The organism is uncultured Roseobacter sp., assembly GCF_947501835.1.
Lineage (GTDB): Bacteria > Pseudomonadota > Alphaproteobacteria > Rhodobacterales > Rhodobacteraceae > Roseobacter.
The window spans coordinates 320640-337488 of sequence record NZ_CANMXR010000004.1 but is presented as its reverse complement, the minus strand read 5'-3'; the positions used below and the strand labels follow the sequence as shown (position 1 = coordinate 337488).

Below are 16849 nucleotides of genomic sequence, written 5' to 3'. Positions count from 1 at the left end.
TGCCGCCAGTGACAAGCGGCGCAGGGCACCCTGACATGCGTATCATCAACATCCTCCCTGGCCGTCCGCTGGCCCTGTTCCTGGCGCTTTTGCCGTTTGTCGCCGTGTTCATCGCCTATGCGATTGGCTCAGAGCTGCGGCTGGCGGAAAATCCGGCGGACAAACTGCTGCCCGCGCCTTCAACCGTTTGGGATACGGCCATGCGGCTGGTCAGCCAACCGGACCGGCGCAGCGGCGATATACTGTTCTGGCAGGACACTTGGGCCAGCCTGAAACGGCTGGGCCTGAGTGTCGGAATATCCGCCCTTGTGGGGATGATCTTTGGGCTAGCCATTGGTTTGTTGCCTCTGGTGCGTAGTTGCCTGGCGCAGTTTGTCGCGGTGTTGTCGATGATCCCGCCCCTGGCGCTCTTGCCGATCCTCTTCATCGTCTTTGGTCTGGGCGAGCTCTCCAAGGTCGTGCTGATTGTCGTGGGCACCCTACCCTTTCTGATCCGCGATCTCAGCCAGCGGGTGCTGGAAATCCCGCAGGAATTGATCGTCAAGGCGCAGACCCTCGGCGCCTCCAGTTGGGTGATCGCGATGCGTGTGGCCCTGCCACAGCTGATGCCGCGCCTAATCCTCGCCGTGCGCCTGTCGCTTGGGCCCGCCTGGCTGTTTCTGATCGCCGCCGAAGCCATCGCCTCAGACGCAGGGCTGGGATATCGCATCTTCCTTGTGCGGCGGTATCTCGCGATGGATGTGATCCTGACCTACGTCATCTGGATTACACTGCTGGCTTTCGCCATCGACTGGGTGCTGCGGTGGGCATCGCGACGCTTTTTCCCCTGGGCGGAGCAGGGCCTATGAGCTTTGTCGCCGTACGGGATGTCTTCCAAAACTACGGCCGCCGCCCGATCCTCGAGCGCGTGAATGTTGCCGTGGACGAAGGCGAGTTTATCTCGATAGTCGGTGCGTCAGGCTGCGGCAAATCCACCTTTCTGCGGTTGTTGCTGGCACAGGAACGCCCCACACGCGGCGAGATCCGGATCGCCGGAGCGGCACCTGCGCGCGAGCCCGGTCTGGACCGCGGCATCGTCTTTCAGCGTTATTCGGTCTTTCCGCACCTCACCGTCCGGGAAAACATCGTGACGGGGGAAAGCTTCCGCCGTGGATGGGGGCGCTTTTTTGGCGCGGAACGCAAGGCCACCCTGGCGCGCGCCGATGACGTGTTGGGTCGGATCGGGCTGGATCACGTGGCCGACCAATATCCGGCCACCCTATCGGGTGGCATGCAACAGCGGCTTGCGATCGGTCAGGCGCTGACCGCCAAGCCTCGGGTGCTCTTGCTTGATGAACCCTTTGGCGCGCTTGATCCGGGCACGCGCCTGTCGATGCACGACTTTCTCTCTCACCTGCGCGCCGAGACCGGCATGACCGTTTTCATGGTGACCCATGATCTCGAAGAAGCGTTCAAGCTCGGCGACCGCGTGCTGGTTTTCGACAAGCCGCGCTGGGACCCGCAGGACCCTAACCTTTATGGCGCAACGATCACCTACGATTTTGATGCCCGCGACGGCGGCATCCCATTTCAGACCTTGAAGGAGGACACCCATGTTTTTCAGCCCGCGTGAGCGCTCGCGCTCACACCATCCGCGCGATCATCGGGCTAGCACCCGGCGCGACCACCACCCGGACCTGACGAAACTGCGGGGTTGGAAGGCCATGCAGGCCGAGGGCGACCTGCCCGAAACCGCGTGGGAGCAGGAAAAGAAATGGGCGCTGCGCATGGGGCTGACCGGTGCCGACAGCATCGAGGACAAGTCCATCCCCACCTTCGCACGTGGCGAGCTGCCGCATTACGCCGGCATCAACACCTTTCTCAAGGCGCCCTATGCCGAGGATGTGACGGAAGTGAAGGATTATGACGCCACCGTGCTGGGCATCCCCTTTGACGGGGGGACCACCTACCGCGCGGGCACGCGGTTTGGCCCGCAAGGCGTGCGCAAGATCTCGGCGCTCTATACGCCTTACAACTACGAGATGGGCGTGGATCTGCGCGAACAGATGACGCTCTGCGATGCAGGCGATGTCTTTACCATCCCGGCCAACATCGAAAAAACCTTTGACCAGATCACCCGGGCCGTGAGCCATGTGGCCTCCTCTGGCTCGCTGCCGATCATGATCGGAGGAGACCATTCCATCGGCTTTCCCTGCGTGCGCGGGATTGCCGAATGCACCTCGAAGAAAATCGGGATCGTACATTTCGACCGTCACGCGGACATTCAGGAAAAAGATCTGGACGAACGGATGCACACCACGCCGTGGTTCCATTCGACGCTGCTGCCCAATGTGCCCGCCAAGAACCTCGTGCAGGTCGGCATTGGCGGCTGGCAGGTGCCGCGTGAGGCGGTGAAGGTCGCGCGCGAACGTGAGACCAATATCATCACCATGGGTGATATGGAGAAGATGGGCGTGGACAAGACCGCCGAGATGGCGCTGGAGATGGCCTGGGACGGGGTCGACATGGTCTATATGTCCTTTGACATCGACAGCATCGACTGCGGGTTCGTGCCGGGCACCGGCTGGCCGGAACCGGGGGGCTTCCTGCCGCGCGAAGCGCTAGCGCTAGCCTCGAAGGTCGCCGCCGAAGGGATCTGCGGCATGGAGCTTGTTGAGGTCGCCCCGCCCTATGACCAGTCGGAAATCACGGCGCTCATGGGCACCCGCGTGATCGTGGATGTGCTGGGCTCTCTGGTCGCCGCAGGCAAGATGGGCGCGCACAAGCGGCACATCGACAAACCCGTCGAGATCCCCCATGGCGAGTTCACAGGAAAGCGGTGGTCCAATGCCACATGATATCGTGAACGGCCACATCGGCCACAACCATGACCACCCCGACCATCTGCACAGCCATATGCATGAGGCCGATGAAGCGGATGAATTGCAGGTCCTGACGGAGCAGTTTATCGACGGTTTCATCGCCGCCAAGGACAAGATGTCGTATCTGCGCATCGCCGGTGTGCCGCTCGAGATCGACGCGCCCGGCGGCGGCCCCACGATGAAGCTGGTGGACGTCAAACTGACGACCGAATGGCAGGTTGGCACGGCCTCGCCCTCCTTCGGCTCACGCGAACTGAGCTACCTGCCCTACCCCGGCGAGATGGTGACGGAACGCACCAATATGGGCCTGATCTATGTCTCGCTCGACGCCAAAGCGGTCACAGACCTGCGCACCTTCTTGCAAAAACACCCCGCCTCAGAAAGGATCACAAAATGAAATACGCAACACTTCTCACCGCTCTCGTTGTCAGCACACCCGCGCTGGCCCACCACGAAGCCGACATCGGGAGCGCATCGCCCTTGGGCCTTGTGATCGGCCTCTGCATCATCGCCGCCGCTGCTCTCCTGGCGTGGCGCCTGCGCGGCGCCAGACCCGTTTCATGACCGCCGATCTACCGGTCGATGCCGCGTGGTATCGCGCGGAGCAGATTGATCCCCGCCTGTGGCTCATCACCGAGCCACGGGTGCATCCGATCTTTTCGGCCAATATGCATTTGGTGCTGGGGCGCGACGCTGATCTGCTGATCGACAGCGGTATGGGTGTCGCCCCGCTGCGCCCTTTCGTGGACCCGCTCCGCCCCGATCCGGCGCGCCCGTTGATCTGCCTTTCAACCCACACCCATGTGGATCACATCGGGGCAGTGCATGAATTCGACACCCGACTGGTGCACCCGATCGAGGCGGATGAACTTGCTGCCCCTGCGCCCTATTCACTGCGCACCGATGGCATTTCCGACGCCTTCCGAAACCTGTTTCTGGAGGCCGGGTATGAACCGCTCTGGCCGCTTCTGATCAATGCCGTACCTGCGCCTGACTATGACGTCGACAGCTATGTTTTACGTGGTGCCCCGGCGACGGGCATGGTCACCGAAGGGGATGTGATCGACCTTGGCGATTGGCAGGCCGAAGTGCTGCATTTGCCCGGTCACTCACCCGGTCAGGTCGGCCTGTTCCACCACGACAGCGGGACACTTTTTGGCACGGACGCCATCTATGACGGACCGCTGATTTATGACGGCCCGGGGATGAGCCTTCCCGATTATGCCAGGACCCTGCGAAGGCTCCGCGACTTGCCGGTCACAGTTGTGCATGGCGGGCATGACCCGTGTTTTGGCAAGCAGAGACTGGACGAAATTGTGGAACGCTATCTGATGCTCTGGCAAGCCTGAGATTTGACCCGCATTGGCGTGGAAAACACGTTGATCAGCGGCCTAATCCGACCTCTCAGGCACCTGCTGAATGAACCCGGTACTGACAGCGTTTCGATGCAGCACGAACACCTGCGGCACCGTGTTTCCCGGTTCCTGCCCGCAGGTGGTGCGACCCGCATCCTGTGGGCTGATAAGACTTGTAATACGACGACCAAGACGCAGCAAAACGCGCCCCATGCGGTTGGTGGGTTTTGAGATGTGGCATCTGTCCTCGCCGGGTGATGTGGTCGCAGTGTGGATCGTCATCTGATTCCTCCGTCGTCTAGGCTGCTCTGAGAACTTGCGCTTGGGTCTCGCCATCAAAAGTGGGGCCGGACCAATGGAACGCCGAGCCGCGTTGTAAAACCGCCCGACCTTCGCAAAACGGGTTGGTCGCCAACTCGGCAACACCACTTTCGCCGTCCCAATACCCCATGCAGTAGGTGCTTTCAAAATGCTGCCGGAGCACCCCAGGAGAGGCATCACCGGTCTGCAGATGTGCGACCAATGCGGTGGTGTTTCCTTGCGGCACCGGACCGACCGCAACCAGAAAAACGCTGTGGTTTTCAATCAACACGGCCCGCTGATCCCCAAATGTCAGGCGGTGGCCGCGCAGCTTTTCATTCGGCGCGCGTCGCCATAGCTCGCGGTATTCTGCCAGAACCCCATCCTCGATCAACGCGCCGCCCTCAAACGACATGAGCCCGACATCGTTGATGTCCGGCTCCCCGTGCCAATTGATCTCGCGATGCCATGTGCAGCGATTTTCCGCGACCGTAATGGTACCGGCGAACCCTTCGGCGGCCAGCAATTGCGCCAGTTCAGGCTGCGTCAGGTCGGCGAGACAATCGCGCCCGGTCAGATCAGGCCTGTCCAACGGAACGCGGATGTCGGCGAAAAGCGCCCCCGCCTGCATCCAATGCACGCGGGTTGTGTGATCTTCAAATCCCGGCGCTTTTATCCAGTCGCGCTGCCAGTGGCCCTGGAGATCAGCGGCACCAATCATGCAGCCGCCTGGTTCTTTCCGCGCAGGGCGGCAACGATATCTTCGGTGCTGATGACGGCCCCGGCCTGCAGATATTCCATCGCATTCAGGGAGGCCTGATGCGCCTCAGGCGACGTACCGCCCACACTGTCGGCCACGACGCGGCAGTAATAGTCATGCTGATGCCCATCGACGAAAGAGTAATGCACGCAAACGTCGGTCATGCCGCCAATCAGGATCAGCGTTTCGGCCTTGAGACCTTTGAGCAGGATCTCCGTTTCAGTCCCGAAAAACACCGAATAGCGGCGCTTGTGCACGAAGTAATCCGTGTCGCGCATGTCCATTTCCACGGCGGCGACAGGGGTGCCAGGATCGCCCTCCATACAATGGATGCCTTCTGACCCATCCAGCTCGCGGCCATAATCGATCCCGTCCCGGCGGTGGATTTCCTGAAAGAAGATGACGGGGACGTCCGTGTCATGAGCAGCATCGATCACCTGCCGCGCCCGTGTCATGTTTTCGGTGTAGCCCGGCATATGTGGGATACCACCGTCCCCATCAAGGAAGGCGCCTTTCTGGATGTCGATCACCATCAGAACAGCATTTCCGACAAGCGTGGGTTGGCGTGGCATATCTGGTCTCCTTCAGGATTTGGATTGATCCGCCCCCATCAGGCGCGGCAGGTCGCCGAAGCGGGCGACAAGGGAAAAGACGGCGATGGACACGAGGATAAAGGTGATCGCGGCCACCGCCATGGTTGGCGTAAAACCGTTGCGCAGCGAGTTGAAGATTTGCAACGTCACGGTCGAATAGGCCGAGCTCGACACGAAGAACATGACGATAAATTCGTTGAAACTGAGCACCAGCGCGAAGAAAAAACCGGATGCGGTGTAAGGCACCATCTGCGGTAGGATGATGGTGCGGAAGATCACTTTTTCGGTCGCGCCCATGGTCGCCGCCGCATCAAGATGGGCTCGGTCGATGGATTGCAGGCCGATGGAAATGGTGACCAGCGGCAGGGCCAGAAACAGTACCGCATGGCTGACAATGCCCGACCAGATCGCGCCCAAACCACCGGAAAAACCCCAGAAAAACCCCAAGCCAACGCCAAATACAATCGGTGGCAGGGCAAAAGGCATCGCGCCGAGGCCAGCGAGAACCTTCGAAGCCTTGCCCCCCTTTTTCCAAAGCCCATAGGCCAGTGGCCAGGCAATCAGAACCGCAAGCGCCGCGCTGCCAATTGCGATGATGGCCGAGTGAAACATCGCTGTCCGCCAGACCGGCTCTGTCAGAAAGAACTCGGCGAACCGGCTGAGGGTCGGATCCTGCGGCGGGAACAGCATTGACCGCCCGCCGTTCAGTGCCGCGGCACTGACCACCACGATGGGCAACAGGACGACAATCGCGGCAAGACCCATGAAGAGGGTGCTGAGCGTTTTCATGCGCGCGCTCCTGTCCGGTTGACCAACTGTTGCCCCAAGAGCAGGCAAACGGCCCCCGTCACCAGGAGGATCATCGCCTGAGCCGCCCCAAAGGGCGCGTTCAGCGTTGAGCCGCGCACCGCCTCATAGACCGAGATCGCCAGTGTCTGCTTCGACGGATCGGCAAAGACGGTGACGGAAACATAGGTGCCCAGCAGGAAAACAAAGAGCAGAAAGAGCGTCCCGATCAGGGGCATCCGCACGGTGGGCAGGACAACGGTGCGCACCACCGTCCACGGACCCGCGCCCATAGTGCGCGCGGCCTCGACCATCGATTGATCCAGTCGGGACAGTGCGGGGTAGAGCAGGATCACCGCATAGGGCCAGACCAGATAGGACATGGTCAGGATGGTGGCGAATTCCGATGTTTTGAATTTGACGTCACGCGGGTTGGCCAGCCCCCATTCGCGCAGCTGGGTGAACCAGCCCACGTCCTTCAGCCAGGCCGTCACGCCGGTCTCGCGCAGGAGCATCGGCAGACCAGAGCGGTTGGATAGCAGAATGTCCCACCCCATCACGATGAAGACCTCGGAGAGCGACATGGTGGCCAGCAGAAAGACCAGCCAGCGGCTTTGTGCGGCCCGCGACATCCGGGTCATGAAATACGTGAAGGGAAAGGCCGTGATCACCGCGATACAGGAGGCGATGACCGCGTAGTAGAGCGAGTACCAGAGCCGATTGAGATAGAGAAAGGTGGTGCTTTGCGGCCAATCGGCACCGACAAAGAAACGTATGTAATTGTCCCCAGTGAAGGCCCATTCCCACGCCGCCCCTTCGATCTTTTGTCCAAAGGAGATCGCGAGAACCAGCAAGAAGGGCACAACGCAAAAAATGCAGATCAGCGCCCACAGCAAAAGCGTGTTGAATGAGGGGGTTATTCTGGGCGGCTTCAGGGCCACCACCTCTGGCTCCAGCGTAGATGGCGTTTCGATACTGGTCACGCCGCACTCGGAATGGGGTCAGCGGCCGGATAGACGTACAAGGCCTTGGGCGGCAAGTGTACTTCGACCTCTTCGCCAAGTGCGTAGGCGCGGGCTTTTTCACCAAGCGCGTATTCGACGATCAACCTGCCAAGTGGTGTTTCGAGGTGAATGTCGCGCGTGGCCCCCACATCCCGCACAAATGTCACCTGCGCGGGTACCCTGTTGCCTTGCGGCAAGGTGCCATCCAGATGCACCTGTTCGGGTCGCACAGCGACGCGCACCGGCGCCCCTTCGGTGAAATTCAACGTCGCCGCCTCTAAATTGAACGCCGCCGCCTCTATGGTCTTGTTGCGGATGACACCATCGAAAAAATTCGCGCGGCCAATAAAATCGGCGACAAATGCGTTTTGCGGTTTGTGATAAATGTCCTGGGGAGGGCCGAATTGCTCGACACGCCCGCTCGACATCACGACGATCTTGTCGGCCATGGTCATCGCCTCGCGCTGATCATGGGTCACAACAATCGTGGTGATGCCAAGGCGCTGTTGCAGCATGCGCAATTCCACCTGCATCGCTTCGCGCAGATTGGCATCAAGCGCCGACATTGGCTCGTCCAGCAAGAAGATCTCCGGCTCCTGGGCGAGCGCGCGTGCGATGGCCACCCGCTGGCGCTGGCCACCCGACAAGGCACCAATCCGGCGGTCGGCAAAGGTGCCAAGCTGCACAAGGTCGAGAAGTTCATGCGCTTTTTCATGCGCCCTGGCTTTCGGCACGCCATCGATGATCAATGCGTAACACACGTTTTCGCGCACGTTGAGATGCGGAAAGAGGGCAAAGTTCTGAAACACCATTCCGAATTTGCGCTTGTGCGCCGGGACATCTGTCAGATCGGTACCGCCCAGACGCAGGCTCCCGACTGTTGGATCTTCAAGCCCCGCAATCATCCGCAACAGGGTGGTTTTGCCGCATCCGGAGGGGCCAAGCAGTGCTGTCAGCTCACCATGTGTAAAGGTAAGGTCAACGCCTTCGACAGCGCGCACCTTACCGTAGTCCTTGCGAATGCCCCTCAGGATAAGGTCGCTCATCGGAATCAGCTGGTGCCCAGCATCGTATCCCAGGTTTCCTTAATGAAGGTCTCGTTATCCAAATAGGCCTCATAGGCCGGTTGGATGGCCGGGGTGCCGGAGACGGCAGCAAACTCCTCATCCGTCAGGTCGGTCTTGGATTTATCGACCAAAGGTGCGGTGCCGATCATGCGCGACATCAGCGCCTGCGTGGCGGGATCCGAGGAGAAGTTGATGAATTCCTCGGCCTCGGCCTTTTTCTCCGACAGGGTGGACAGACACCATGAGCCGTAGCCCTGCGGATTGCCCTCTTTGGGGAAGTGGGACAGGATGGAGAAGCCATCTGCCGCCATCAGCTGGGCGACGTCATGGTAATACATGCCGCCGATCACATCGCCGTTCTTCATGGCCTGCTCCATCTGGCTTTCCGCAGACCACCAAAGCGCGGTATTGGCCTTCAGTTCCCGCGCCTTCTCAACCAATGCCACGATCCCATCGTTGCTGGCGAATGTGGCCTCGCCCTCAAAGAATGTGGCCGCGACAATATCGAGGAAGTTAGAGTTGTGCAGTTTGGAGATGCCCAGGCTCGATTCATACTGGCCGGTGTCCCAGAACTCCGCCCAACTGGCGGGCGGGGTCTCAACATATTCCGGGTTTATGACCATCGAGGTGAACCAAGACATCGCCCCCACACCGATCACGCCGGTTGTGTCCTCGAACACGAAATACCCATCAAGGTTTTCAGACGCCTTCATGTTCTTGGTCTCCAGCGGCGCCAACAACCCGCCGATGCGCGAGGCCTTGATCAAGGCATCACGTGCATAAAGCGACACATCCGCCGGAACGGTGCCCGCAGCTGTGGCTTGCTGCATGGTGACCAGCCAGTCGGAGGAATTGGGCTGGGTCACGCTTTCGATCTCGATGCCGGTGGCTTCGGTGAAGGCGGGATAGACGAAGGATTTGAAGCTGTCCTCGAAATAGCCGCCGTAAGAACCCACCTTGAGGCTGCGCGTCTGCGCGATCAAAGGTGTGCCCAGCATGCTGCCAGCCAGTGCCAACCCGCTAGCACCGGCGGTGGATTTCAATAGCGCGCGGCGATTGATTTTTGTCATGTTAAATCCCCTGTTTTAATTATCTGCGTCGCTCAATTGGCCAGCATGTCGGCATTTGAGCGCTCTTGCATCGATTGGACAAAGGACCCGTTCTGCGAGTCAAACAATCTGACAGAACGTGCGGGGCCTTTCGGCAAATGGTTAATTTTTCAGCGCCGAATTGTTTGTGCCGGGCAGTTTTTAGGCAGTGGCATCAGGTGCGCAGATATTCGGATACGGCGCTTGCGTGACCCGCTCGATGTCGTTGACGCTCAAGCGACGCACAGCAGGAGCCCAGCCATGAGCGATGTAAAGGATGCCGAACTGAAGGCCGTGAAAATAGAAGAAGCGAACCTGCCGGTCATTGATTTGTCCGGGCTGCGGACCGGTGATCCTAGCGACCGGGTCAAGGTTGCAAACACGCTGGGGGACGCTGCCCGGACCTCCGGCTTTTTCTACATCACCCAGCATGGCGTGTCGCAGGCTCTGATTGACGACGTCTTTGCGGCCTCCAAGGCATTTCACGAAATGCCGCGCAGTTATAAGATGAAATACTGGTCCGGTTTCACGACCCATCATCGCGGGTATGTGCCGCTGGAAGAAAACGGCGCGTCCTTCCCCAAACAGATCAATTTCAACGAAGCCTGGGACATGTCGTTTGAGGCGCCCGCCGATCATCCAGACTATCTGGCAAACTGGCGCATGACGGGCCCGAACATCTGGCCGGACATCCCCGGCTGGAAGGAGACGGTGTCCTCTTACTACGATGAAATCTTCTCTCTCGGCCTGACGCTGCTGGACACGCTGGCGCTGGAACTGGGTGTCGATCCGGCGGAGCTGACCCAACACATCACCAACCCGACCTCGCAATTGCGCCTGTTGCGCTACGTTGAAAACGACATGGATGCGACCAAGGATCTGGTTGGCATCGCGGCGCATTCGGACTTCGAATGTTTCACCATTCTGCTGCAGGGCGGTCCGGGCCTGCAGGTGATGAACGCCGATGACGTCTGGATCGAGGCACCCCCCATCCCGGGCTGTTTCATCGTCAACATCGGCGACATTTTCGAGACCTGGTCCGGCGGGCAATTCAAATCGACCCAGCACCGGGTGAACAACATCGGGCGCGAGCGCTATTCCTTGCCGCTGTTCTTCGGCCTCGACTACCACGCCATCGTTGAGCCCCTGGAAAAGTTCCGCACTGCGGAGACCATCGCAAAATACCCGCCGCTGAAAGCGGGCGAGCATTTGATGCGCATGTCCGTCAACGCCTTTCGCTACATGGCCGACGCGCGCGCCAAGGGGGTGTTGAAACTGGATTACGATGTCCCCGAGGAAAACCCGTTCAAACGGGTCGCCAAAACCGCCGCGGAATGACGCCGCATCCGGATTTCGAAACCCTGGAATTCCTGACGTCCTTTCCCTTGGGCGCTTTCCAAATGGACATCCTGACGGTCGATGATCTCGACGAAGACTTTCGCGAAGTCACCCGATCTGCCGATGTTTTGCGTGGCCTCTTTGGCCCGACCTGGCCGGATGGGTTGACCAGATCCTATAACGCGACCGACCTGCACTGGCACCATCGAGAGTTCACCGCCAAAAGATCCTTTGCCTGGGTCATCCGGGATGCGGAAACAACCTATCTTGGGTGTGCTTACTTCAGCCCCGATATGGGCAAGCGCGGATCGGGGCTGGCGACATACTGGATCGTTGACCGGCCTGATCGGCGCGCGCTGCTTGCCGAATTTGGGCCGCTCTACACCGGCTGGCTGACGCGGAAATTGCCGTCCGACTACAAATTACGGGTCCAAAGCAACGCAAGCCTTTAGCCGACCAGAACGGCGACGGCACAACAGTCTACACCTTCAAAACCAATCGTATTTGGTAAAACGCTAGAAAAAATGACCCCAATTGTCGATCATCGGAGGCTGATCTGCAGATTTTTTCTAAGGCAGGTAAGTGCCAAAGAATTATGCAGCCCTAAGCTGTCATCTGGGGAGTTTTCCCAAGGGTTACCCGGTCTGGTGGAGTGATGCCCGCTATCAGGGTGTTTCATTGGATAAGAAATGGCTCTCAACATGCTGAAATTACACAGATTTCAGCGCGCTTTCGTGATCCGCATTCAGGTTTGACGCGTTTTCGCAACCCATGCCGATAAATTAAGCGATCTCATCGCCACCCACACGCTAGGCTCCGGATGCGCCATCATCGCACCGACCAAGAGCCCTGATAGATCAATGGGTTGTTTGGATATCGCGGCATTGGTGGTACCCTTGTTCCACATTTTAGCACGAAGACATTTTTATTGGAGATTTAACGATGACTGTTCAACAGCAATCTATTGTCGCGCAATGGAACGAAGTCACCCTCGAAGCGATCCGCGAAGGCAGCGCGAAACCCACCGCCACCACCTACCAACTGCACATCGCAAGCGCCGCGATATACGATGCCTGGGCGGCTTTCGATCCCGAGGCCTATGGTCACTATTCGGAAATCGAAACGGGCCTCGCCAATACGGATACCAATAAATCCGCCGCTGTCAGCTTTGCCGCTTACGCCGCCCTAATCGAACTCTTTCCGGGACAGATTGCCCTGTTCGATGGGTTCATGTCGCACTTGGGCTACGATCCCGCGGACGCCTCCCTCACCACCAACACCGCTGCGGGCGTGGGCACTCTGGCCGCGCAGAGTGTCTTTGACGCACGCACCGACGATGGATCAAACGCGCAGAACGATTTTGCCGACAGCAGCGGTTACGCCCCGGTGAATTCGGCCGATCCGAACACAGGCCGGGTGCCCGGTGGCGCGAATTTCGACCCCAACCACTGGCAGCCACTGCGCGTCCCGACAGGCACCGTCAAAGACGCGAACGGCATTCCGATCATCGATGACAATGATCCAGGCAGCTATGTGGATCAGGTCGCGCTCACCCCGCATTGGGGATCTGTCGACAGCTTTGCGCTCGCCGCAAACGATCAATTCCGCCCCGACGCGCCACCGCAACTGGGAGATTTCTCGCCCTACGTCGATGGTACCGGAAAAGTGACGACCAATGACCAGGCATATCGCGATCAGATCAACGACGTGATCGCAACCTCGGCCAATCTGACCGATGAACAGAAGGTGATTGCAGAGCTTTGGGCCGATGGTCCACGCACCGAATCCCCTCCTGGCCACTGGAACCAGATCGCCCAGGACATCGCCCTGCGCGAGGGGCACGGCATCGACGAAGACGCCAAGATGTTTTTTGCCCTCAATGCAGCAGTCTTTGACGCCGGGATTGCCACGTGGGAAGCGAAGTATGTCCACGATTATGTGCGCCCACAATCCGCCATCCGCGACCTCTATTACGACCAGACCATAGAGGCATGGGGCGGCGTCAACCAGGGCACGCAACAGATCCTTAGTCAGGAATGGCAGCCCTATCAGAATGTCACCTTTGTGACACCGCCCTTCCCTGAATATGTCTCGGGTCATTCGACCTTTTCAATGGCTGCGGCAAAAACCATCGCCAGCTTTGTCGGATCAGACAGCTATTACGACGGCACGTCGCTCAGCAATTACGATCTCGACGGGTTCGCGGGCCTCGACTTGCTGGGTCGCTATGAAACGAGTGAGCTGGCTTTTGAGGATTTCGGCAACGGCCACCCGGTGGTCCTGCAATGGGAAACGCTCACCGAGGCGGCGGAAGAGGCCGGCATCTCCCGCATCTATGGCGGCATCCACATCCAGGATGGAAACCTCAACGGTCTGGAGGTCGGTAAAAAGGTGGCTGCAAATGCCGAAATCCGCTGGGAGGCGCTCTTTACCCGCGGCGGGGACGATATGATTTCTACCGGCAATGGGGGCGGCCTGACCATCGCGGGCGCAGGCGATGACACCGTGAAGGGCGGTCGGGGCGACGACATTGTCGAGGGCGGATCTGGCGACGACCTGCAGCGGGGACGCCAGGGCAATGATCTGCTGGACGGCGGATCAGATGAGGACGAACTGCGAGGCGACGGCGGCGCGGACACGTTGTTAGGCGGCGCAGATGACGACATGCTCCATGGCGGGCGGGGCGACGACCTGATGGAGGGTGGCACCGGAGACGATCATCTCTTTGGCGGCGGGGAGGACGACACGATGCGCGGCGGCGAGGGCGACGATCATCTGAACGGCGGTCTCGGCGATGACCGCGCCGAGGGCGGTGCCGGAAATGATCATCTGCTTGGAAAGCGCGGGAATGATACGCTGCTTGGCGGGCATGACGATGATGAAATAGCCGGCGGTCGTGGGGATGACACGCTGCTTGGCGGATCGGGCGACGACGGGCTCAAAGGGGGAAGCGGACAGGATAACCTGTCAGGGGGTGATGGATTCGACACGCTGCAGGGCGGTCGTGATGCGGACAATTTCATCTTCAATTTCGGTGAAACCGGTTTCGATACGGTCACGGATTTCAATGCTGCAGAAGATCAATTGCATCTCGTTGGCTTCTCGCCCGAAGCGCAGATCTCCTTTATCGGTGTGGGCCCCAAAGTCATGGTTGAAGTCGATGGGGAGGAGATTGCCCTGCTCAACGGTGTGGAGGCAGGTGCCTTGAACATCGATCAAAACGTGTTGTTAATCGATGAGCTCATTGTCTAGGCCGGAGGGCTCCGCCTTGATGTGCATATTTAGTGCGCATCGAGGCAAACGGAAAACAGCATGTCGCGGCGCGCGCATGTGATCATTGGGCATAAGTGGAAACGGCGTCGCGCCCACTTCACGTTCGGCGTGTTCGCAGCAGAAACGCGAAAGTGAGCGCCAGACCCTCCCGGTGCGTCTGACAATGCGCCGCGCAGTAGACTGAAACCCTTTGCTCAAACCTCATCGACATCATGGATGCATTTCAAGCTGTCGAGTGTTGCCATTCGTACCAGAAAAAATTCGCGCCTTCCGGTCCCTGCCATGCTTTTCCGGGTTGTGGCACGGCGATCGCATCAGGAGCGCCTGCCAGTTCCAAAGCTTCGCCCATGCTGCCCGCAAGCGCATAGCCCTGCTGTCTGTCGCCACTCTTCAATGCGCGGCGCAGCGTGATTTTCCATACATATTTCATAGAAATCATGTTGTTTCTGATTTGCGAACATATGGTTAACGCCGGTGCGGATCAGAGAAAACCTTGGCCTGCGGGCGCCGATTGCTGAAGAAATGCCCATTGGCAAGGAGAATTTCGACGCCGCGTACCAATTAAAACGCTGCCCGATTACGCCATATGTCGAAAGCGGAAGGTACGGTCACCTTAGCAAATACCCGCGCCGTTTAGTAAAAATGAAACGGGATTGTCGTGCCTGATTTACCGGCTGTAGAGCCACGACCCAATAATCTACCCAACAGTTTTTTGACCTGAGAGAGTTTACCATGGCGGTCGTTTCATCCTTTTCACTGCCCCGCTTCATGCGAGATCACGCAGTAACAGCACTCTTTTTCCTATCCGCTGTAATCTGTTGGCCAGCGATGGCGGAAATGGAGTTATTCGAACGTTTTTATGACTACAGCCGTGCGCACGAAGACTGGGACCTTGATGAGTTTGCCCTGCTGATCGTCAACCTGACAATCGCCCTGATTTTCTCAATTTTCTTCCAGTGGAAAAAGCTGAAAAAACTTATGGGAGAACGTGATTTTCAACGCCAGCGGGCGGAGCAGAACGCACGGCACGACCCACTCACCGGTTTGATGAACCGGCGCGCATTCTCTGCGGCGCTGGAAGAGATCAAAGCTGAAGTCACCCCATCGACCGGTCGCATTATCGCAATCATTGACCTGGATCGGTTCAAGCCCGTGAACGATCTGCACGGCCACGCTGCGGGTGACGAAACGCTGCGCTGTGTCGCCCAACGGCTGAAAGCTGAAGCCGGTGCGGGCAGCATCGTTGCGCGCTTGGGGGGCGATGAGTTTGCCGTCATCTTTGACAAGACGACAGATTCCTTTCAGGCGGAGCGCGCGGCCCGGCGACTTTTACACGCCATGGAAACCGCCGTCAGCTTTGAGCAAAATCAGATTTTCATCAGCTGCAGCATCGGTCTGGTGAATTGGGATTCAAAGGCCTCGTGTTCCGAAGCGATCCGGCGGGCTGACAAAGCCCTCTACACCGCTAAAGATCACGGAAGAGGGCAATTTGCCTGGTATGATGCGGAATTGGATCATCAATCCCATGAACGGGCGGAAATCGAAGCGGACCTGCGCGAGGCCATCGTCAAATCTGAAATTCAGCCCTGGTTTCAGCCCATCATCCAAATCGAGACAAAGACCCTGATCGGTTTCGAGGTTCTGGCCCGCTGGAACCACAAGACACGTGGCCAGATCCCGCCCAGCGTTTTTATTGAACTTGCCGAAGACAGCGGCCAGATTGGCGTACTTGGGCTGAGCATTTTGCGGCAAGCCTGCTTGGCCGCCGCGCAATGGGATCCAGGGCTCTCCATTTCGTTCAATGTCTCGCCATTCCAATTCCATGACCCACGGCTGGTCGAACAAATCGAAGAGATTCTGATCGAATGCAACTTTGACGCAAAACGCCTAACCATCGAAGTAACGGAAAGCTCTGTCATTCACGACTTCGGGGTGGCAAGGACCAAGCTGGACGCCCTGAAAGAACTCGGCGTTGCCGTCGCACTGGACGATTTTGGCACGGGTTATTCGAGTCTCGCCAGTCTTCGGCAACTGCCGTTTGACCGTATCAAGATTGATCGGAGCTTCGTGACCAATATCGCAGCGGAACCGCAAAATCAGAAAATCGTGTCCGGCATCATGGCGCTGGCAAACGGTCTTGAGCTGGATGTGACGGCGGAAGGGATCGAATCTGCCGATGACCTCGGGTATCTGCAATCGCTGGATTGCTCACTTGGGCAGGGGTTCCTTTTTGAGCGGGCGGTACCAGCGGAACAGGTATCTTGGTTGTTGGAATCAAAGTGGTCAGGCCGACAGATCGATCCAAGCGTTGAAGGTTTCGAGACACCAGATCACCTGGGGGATACGGGGTGACTGGCGCTGTCACTGAGGTGTCAGGTTTCGTAAAACACTGATGCCGACCTTAATCCGGATCAGGCTTTGCCG

The 16849-nt window shown here is 58.7% G+C and carries 18 protein-coding genes; 10 read left to right on the top strand and 8 right to left on the bottom strand.

The window, feature by feature from the left end:
• Positions 1-35 precede the first annotated feature (35 nt).
• The 6 genes from Q1A20_RS10645 to Q1A20_RS10620 are packed head-to-tail and all read left to right on the top strand — an operon-like array spanning position 36 to position 4210.
• On the top strand, positions 36-848 hold the full coding sequence (locus Q1A20_RS10645; RefSeq protein WP_299407409.1) for an ABC transporter permease: 813 nt from the start codon (positions 36-38) through the stop codon (positions 846-848).
• A complete protein-coding gene (locus Q1A20_RS10640) occupies positions 845-1612 on the top strand; it encodes an ABC transporter ATP-binding protein (RefSeq protein WP_299407407.1) in 768 nt (255 codons plus the stop codon). Before Q1A20_RS10645 ends, Q1A20_RS10640 begins: the two co-directional genes overlap by 4 nt.
• Positions 1593-2837: an agmatinase family protein gene (locus tag Q1A20_RS10635; protein ID WP_299407404.1), complete on the top strand. Its 1245-nt coding sequence runs from the start codon at positions 1593-1595 to the stop codon at positions 2835-2837. Before Q1A20_RS10640 ends, Q1A20_RS10635 begins: the two co-directional genes overlap by 20 nt.
• Positions 2827-3258, top strand: coding sequence for a hypothetical protein (locus Q1A20_RS10630; protein ID WP_299407402.1), 432 nt, complete (start codon positions 2827-2829; stop codon positions 3256-3258). Before Q1A20_RS10635 ends, Q1A20_RS10630 begins: the two co-directional genes overlap by 11 nt.
• Positions 3255-3425, top strand: coding sequence for a hypothetical protein (locus Q1A20_RS10625; protein WP_299407399.1), 171 nt, complete (start codon positions 3255-3257; stop codon positions 3423-3425). The genes Q1A20_RS10630 and Q1A20_RS10625 overlap by 4 nt, the downstream gene beginning before the upstream one ends.
• Complete coding sequence (locus tag Q1A20_RS10620; RefSeq protein WP_299407397.1) at positions 3422-4210, top strand: MBL fold metallo-hydrolase; 789 nt, start codon at positions 3422-3424, stop codon at positions 4208-4210. The genes Q1A20_RS10625 and Q1A20_RS10620 overlap by 4 nt, the downstream gene beginning before the upstream one ends.
• Before the next feature lie 42 nt (positions 4211-4252).
• On the opposite strand, the gene Q1A20_RS10615 is transcribed toward Q1A20_RS10620, so the two are convergent.
• From Q1A20_RS10615 to Q1A20_RS10585, 7 genes are read right to left on the bottom strand one after another with little or no spacing between them, the layout of a single operon-like run.
• On the bottom strand, positions 4253-4498 hold the full coding sequence (locus Q1A20_RS10615) for a hypothetical protein (RefSeq protein WP_299916925.1): 246 nt from the start codon (positions 4496-4498) through the stop codon (positions 4253-4255).
• Between the two features lie 16 nt (positions 4499-4514).
• Entirely contained in the window at positions 4515-5237 is a 723-nt protein-coding gene (locus Q1A20_RS10610) for a hypothetical protein (protein ID WP_299916924.1), read from the bottom strand.
• A complete protein-coding gene (locus Q1A20_RS10605) occupies positions 5234-5848 on the bottom strand; it encodes a cysteine hydrolase (RefSeq protein WP_299916923.1) in 615 nt (204 codons plus the stop codon). Before Q1A20_RS10605 ends, Q1A20_RS10610 begins: the two co-directional genes overlap by 4 nt.
• A 12-nt stretch (positions 5849-5860) precedes the next feature.
• Complete coding sequence (locus Q1A20_RS10600) at positions 5861-6658, bottom strand: ABC transporter permease (RefSeq protein ID WP_299916922.1); 798 nt, start codon at positions 6656-6658, stop codon at positions 5861-5863.
• Positions 6655-7638, bottom strand: coding sequence for an ABC transporter permease (locus tag Q1A20_RS10595; RefSeq protein ID WP_299916921.1), 984 nt, complete (start codon positions 7636-7638; stop codon positions 6655-6657). The genes Q1A20_RS10600 and Q1A20_RS10595 overlap by 4 nt, the downstream gene beginning before the upstream one ends.
• A complete protein-coding gene (locus tag Q1A20_RS10590) occupies positions 7635-8705 on the bottom strand; it encodes an ABC transporter ATP-binding protein (protein WP_299916920.1) in 1071 nt (356 codons plus the stop codon). The genes Q1A20_RS10595 and Q1A20_RS10590 overlap by 4 nt, the downstream gene beginning before the upstream one ends.
• A 5-nt stretch (positions 8706-8710) precedes the next feature.
• Positions 8711-9796: an extracellular solute-binding protein gene (locus Q1A20_RS10585; protein WP_299916919.1), complete on the bottom strand. Its 1086-nt coding sequence runs from the start codon at positions 9794-9796 to the stop codon at positions 8711-8713.
• 279 nt (positions 9797-10075) lie between these two features.
• Here Q1A20_RS10585 and Q1A20_RS10580 point away from each other — a divergent pair, with 279 nt between their 5' ends.
• The 3 genes from Q1A20_RS10580 (at position 10076) to Q1A20_RS10570 (ending at position 14404) form a co-directional block, all read left to right on the top strand.
• A complete protein-coding gene (locus tag Q1A20_RS10580; protein WP_299916918.1) occupies positions 10076-11152 on the top strand; it encodes a 2-oxoglutarate and iron-dependent oxygenase domain-containing protein in 1077 nt (358 codons plus the stop codon).
• Positions 11149-11604 (top strand): hypothetical protein, encoded by a 456-nt coding sequence (locus Q1A20_RS10575; RefSeq protein WP_299916917.1) that lies wholly within the window; start codon positions 11149-11151, stop codon positions 11602-11604. Before Q1A20_RS10580 ends, Q1A20_RS10575 begins: the two co-directional genes overlap by 4 nt.
• A 490-nt stretch (positions 11605-12094) precedes the next feature.
• Positions 12095-14404 carry a DUF6851 domain-containing protein gene (locus tag Q1A20_RS10570; RefSeq protein WP_299916916.1) on the top strand — a complete coding sequence of 770 codons (2310 nt, stop codon included), beginning with the start codon at positions 12095-12097 and terminating at the stop codon, positions 14402-14404.
• A 244-nt stretch (positions 14405-14648) separates the two neighbouring features.
• Here the strand turns inward: Q1A20_RS10570 and Q1A20_RS10565 are convergent, their stop codons facing one another.
• Positions 14649-14855, bottom strand: coding sequence for a hypothetical protein (locus Q1A20_RS10565; RefSeq protein ID WP_299407369.1), 207 nt, complete (start codon positions 14853-14855; stop codon positions 14649-14651).
• Between the two features lie 302 nt (positions 14856-15157).
• Here Q1A20_RS10565 and Q1A20_RS10560 point away from each other — a divergent pair, with 302 nt between their 5' ends.
• The gene (locus Q1A20_RS10560; protein WP_299916915.1) at positions 15158-16777 is read left to right on the top strand and encodes an EAL domain-containing protein; all 1620 of its coding nucleotides are present in this window, start codon (positions 15158-15160) and stop codon (positions 16775-16777) included.
• The last annotated feature ends 72 nt before the right edge of the window (positions 16778-16849 follow it).

Coding starts and splice junctions, on each gene's coding strand:
- Q1A20_RS10645 (WP_299407409.1), top strand. CDS start 36: ATGCGTATCATCAACATCCTCCCTGGCCGTCCGCTGGCCCTGTTCCTG.
- Q1A20_RS10640 (WP_299407407.1), top strand. CDS start 845: ATGAGCTTTGTCGCCGTACGGGATGTCTTCCAAAACTACGGCCGCCGC.
- Q1A20_RS10635 (WP_299407404.1), top strand. CDS start 1,593: ATGTTTTTCAGCCCGCGTGAGCGCTCGCGCTCACACCATCCGCGCGAT.
- Q1A20_RS10630 (WP_299407402.1), top strand. CDS start 2,827: ATGCCACATGATATCGTGAACGGCCACATCGGCCACAACCATGACCAC.
- Q1A20_RS10625 (WP_299407399.1), top strand. CDS start 3,255: ATGAAATACGCAACACTTCTCACCGCTCTCGTTGTCAGCACACCCGCG.
- Q1A20_RS10620 (WP_299407397.1), top strand. CDS start 3,422: ATGACCGCCGATCTACCGGTCGATGCCGCGTGGTATCGCGCGGAGCAG.
- Q1A20_RS10615 (WP_299916925.1), bottom strand. CDS start 4,498: ATGACGATCCACACTGCGACCACATCACCCGGCGAGGACAGATGCCAC.
- Q1A20_RS10610 (WP_299916924.1), bottom strand. CDS start 5,237: ATGATTGGTGCCGCTGATCTCCAGGGCCACTGGCAGCGCGACTGGATA.
- Q1A20_RS10605 (WP_299916923.1), bottom strand. CDS start 5,848: ATGCCACGCCAACCCACGCTTGTCGGAAATGCTGTTCTGATGGTGATC.
- Q1A20_RS10600 (WP_299916922.1), bottom strand. CDS start 6,658: ATGAAAACGCTCAGCACCCTCTTCATGGGTCTTGCCGCGATTGTCGTC.
- Q1A20_RS10590 (WP_299916920.1), bottom strand. CDS start 8,705: ATGAGCGACCTTATCCTGAGGGGCATTCGCAAGGACTACGGTAAGGTG.
- Q1A20_RS10585 (WP_299916919.1), bottom strand. CDS start 9,796: ATGACAAAAATCAATCGCCGCGCGCTATTGAAATCCACCGCCGGTGCT.
- Q1A20_RS10580 (WP_299916918.1), top strand. CDS start 10,076: ATGAGCGATGTAAAGGATGCCGAACTGAAGGCCGTGAAAATAGAAGAA.
- Q1A20_RS10575 (WP_299916917.1), top strand. CDS start 11,149: ATGACGCCGCATCCGGATTTCGAAACCCTGGAATTCCTGACGTCCTTT.
- Q1A20_RS10570 (WP_299916916.1), top strand. CDS start 12,095: ATGACTGTTCAACAGCAATCTATTGTCGCGCAATGGAACGAAGTCACC.
- Q1A20_RS10565 (WP_299407369.1), bottom strand. CDS start 14,855: ATGAAATATGTATGGAAAATCACGCTGCGCCGCGCATTGAAGAGTGGC.
- Q1A20_RS10560 (WP_299916915.1), top strand. CDS start 15,158: ATGGCGGTCGTTTCATCCTTTTCACTGCCCCGCTTCATGCGAGATCAC.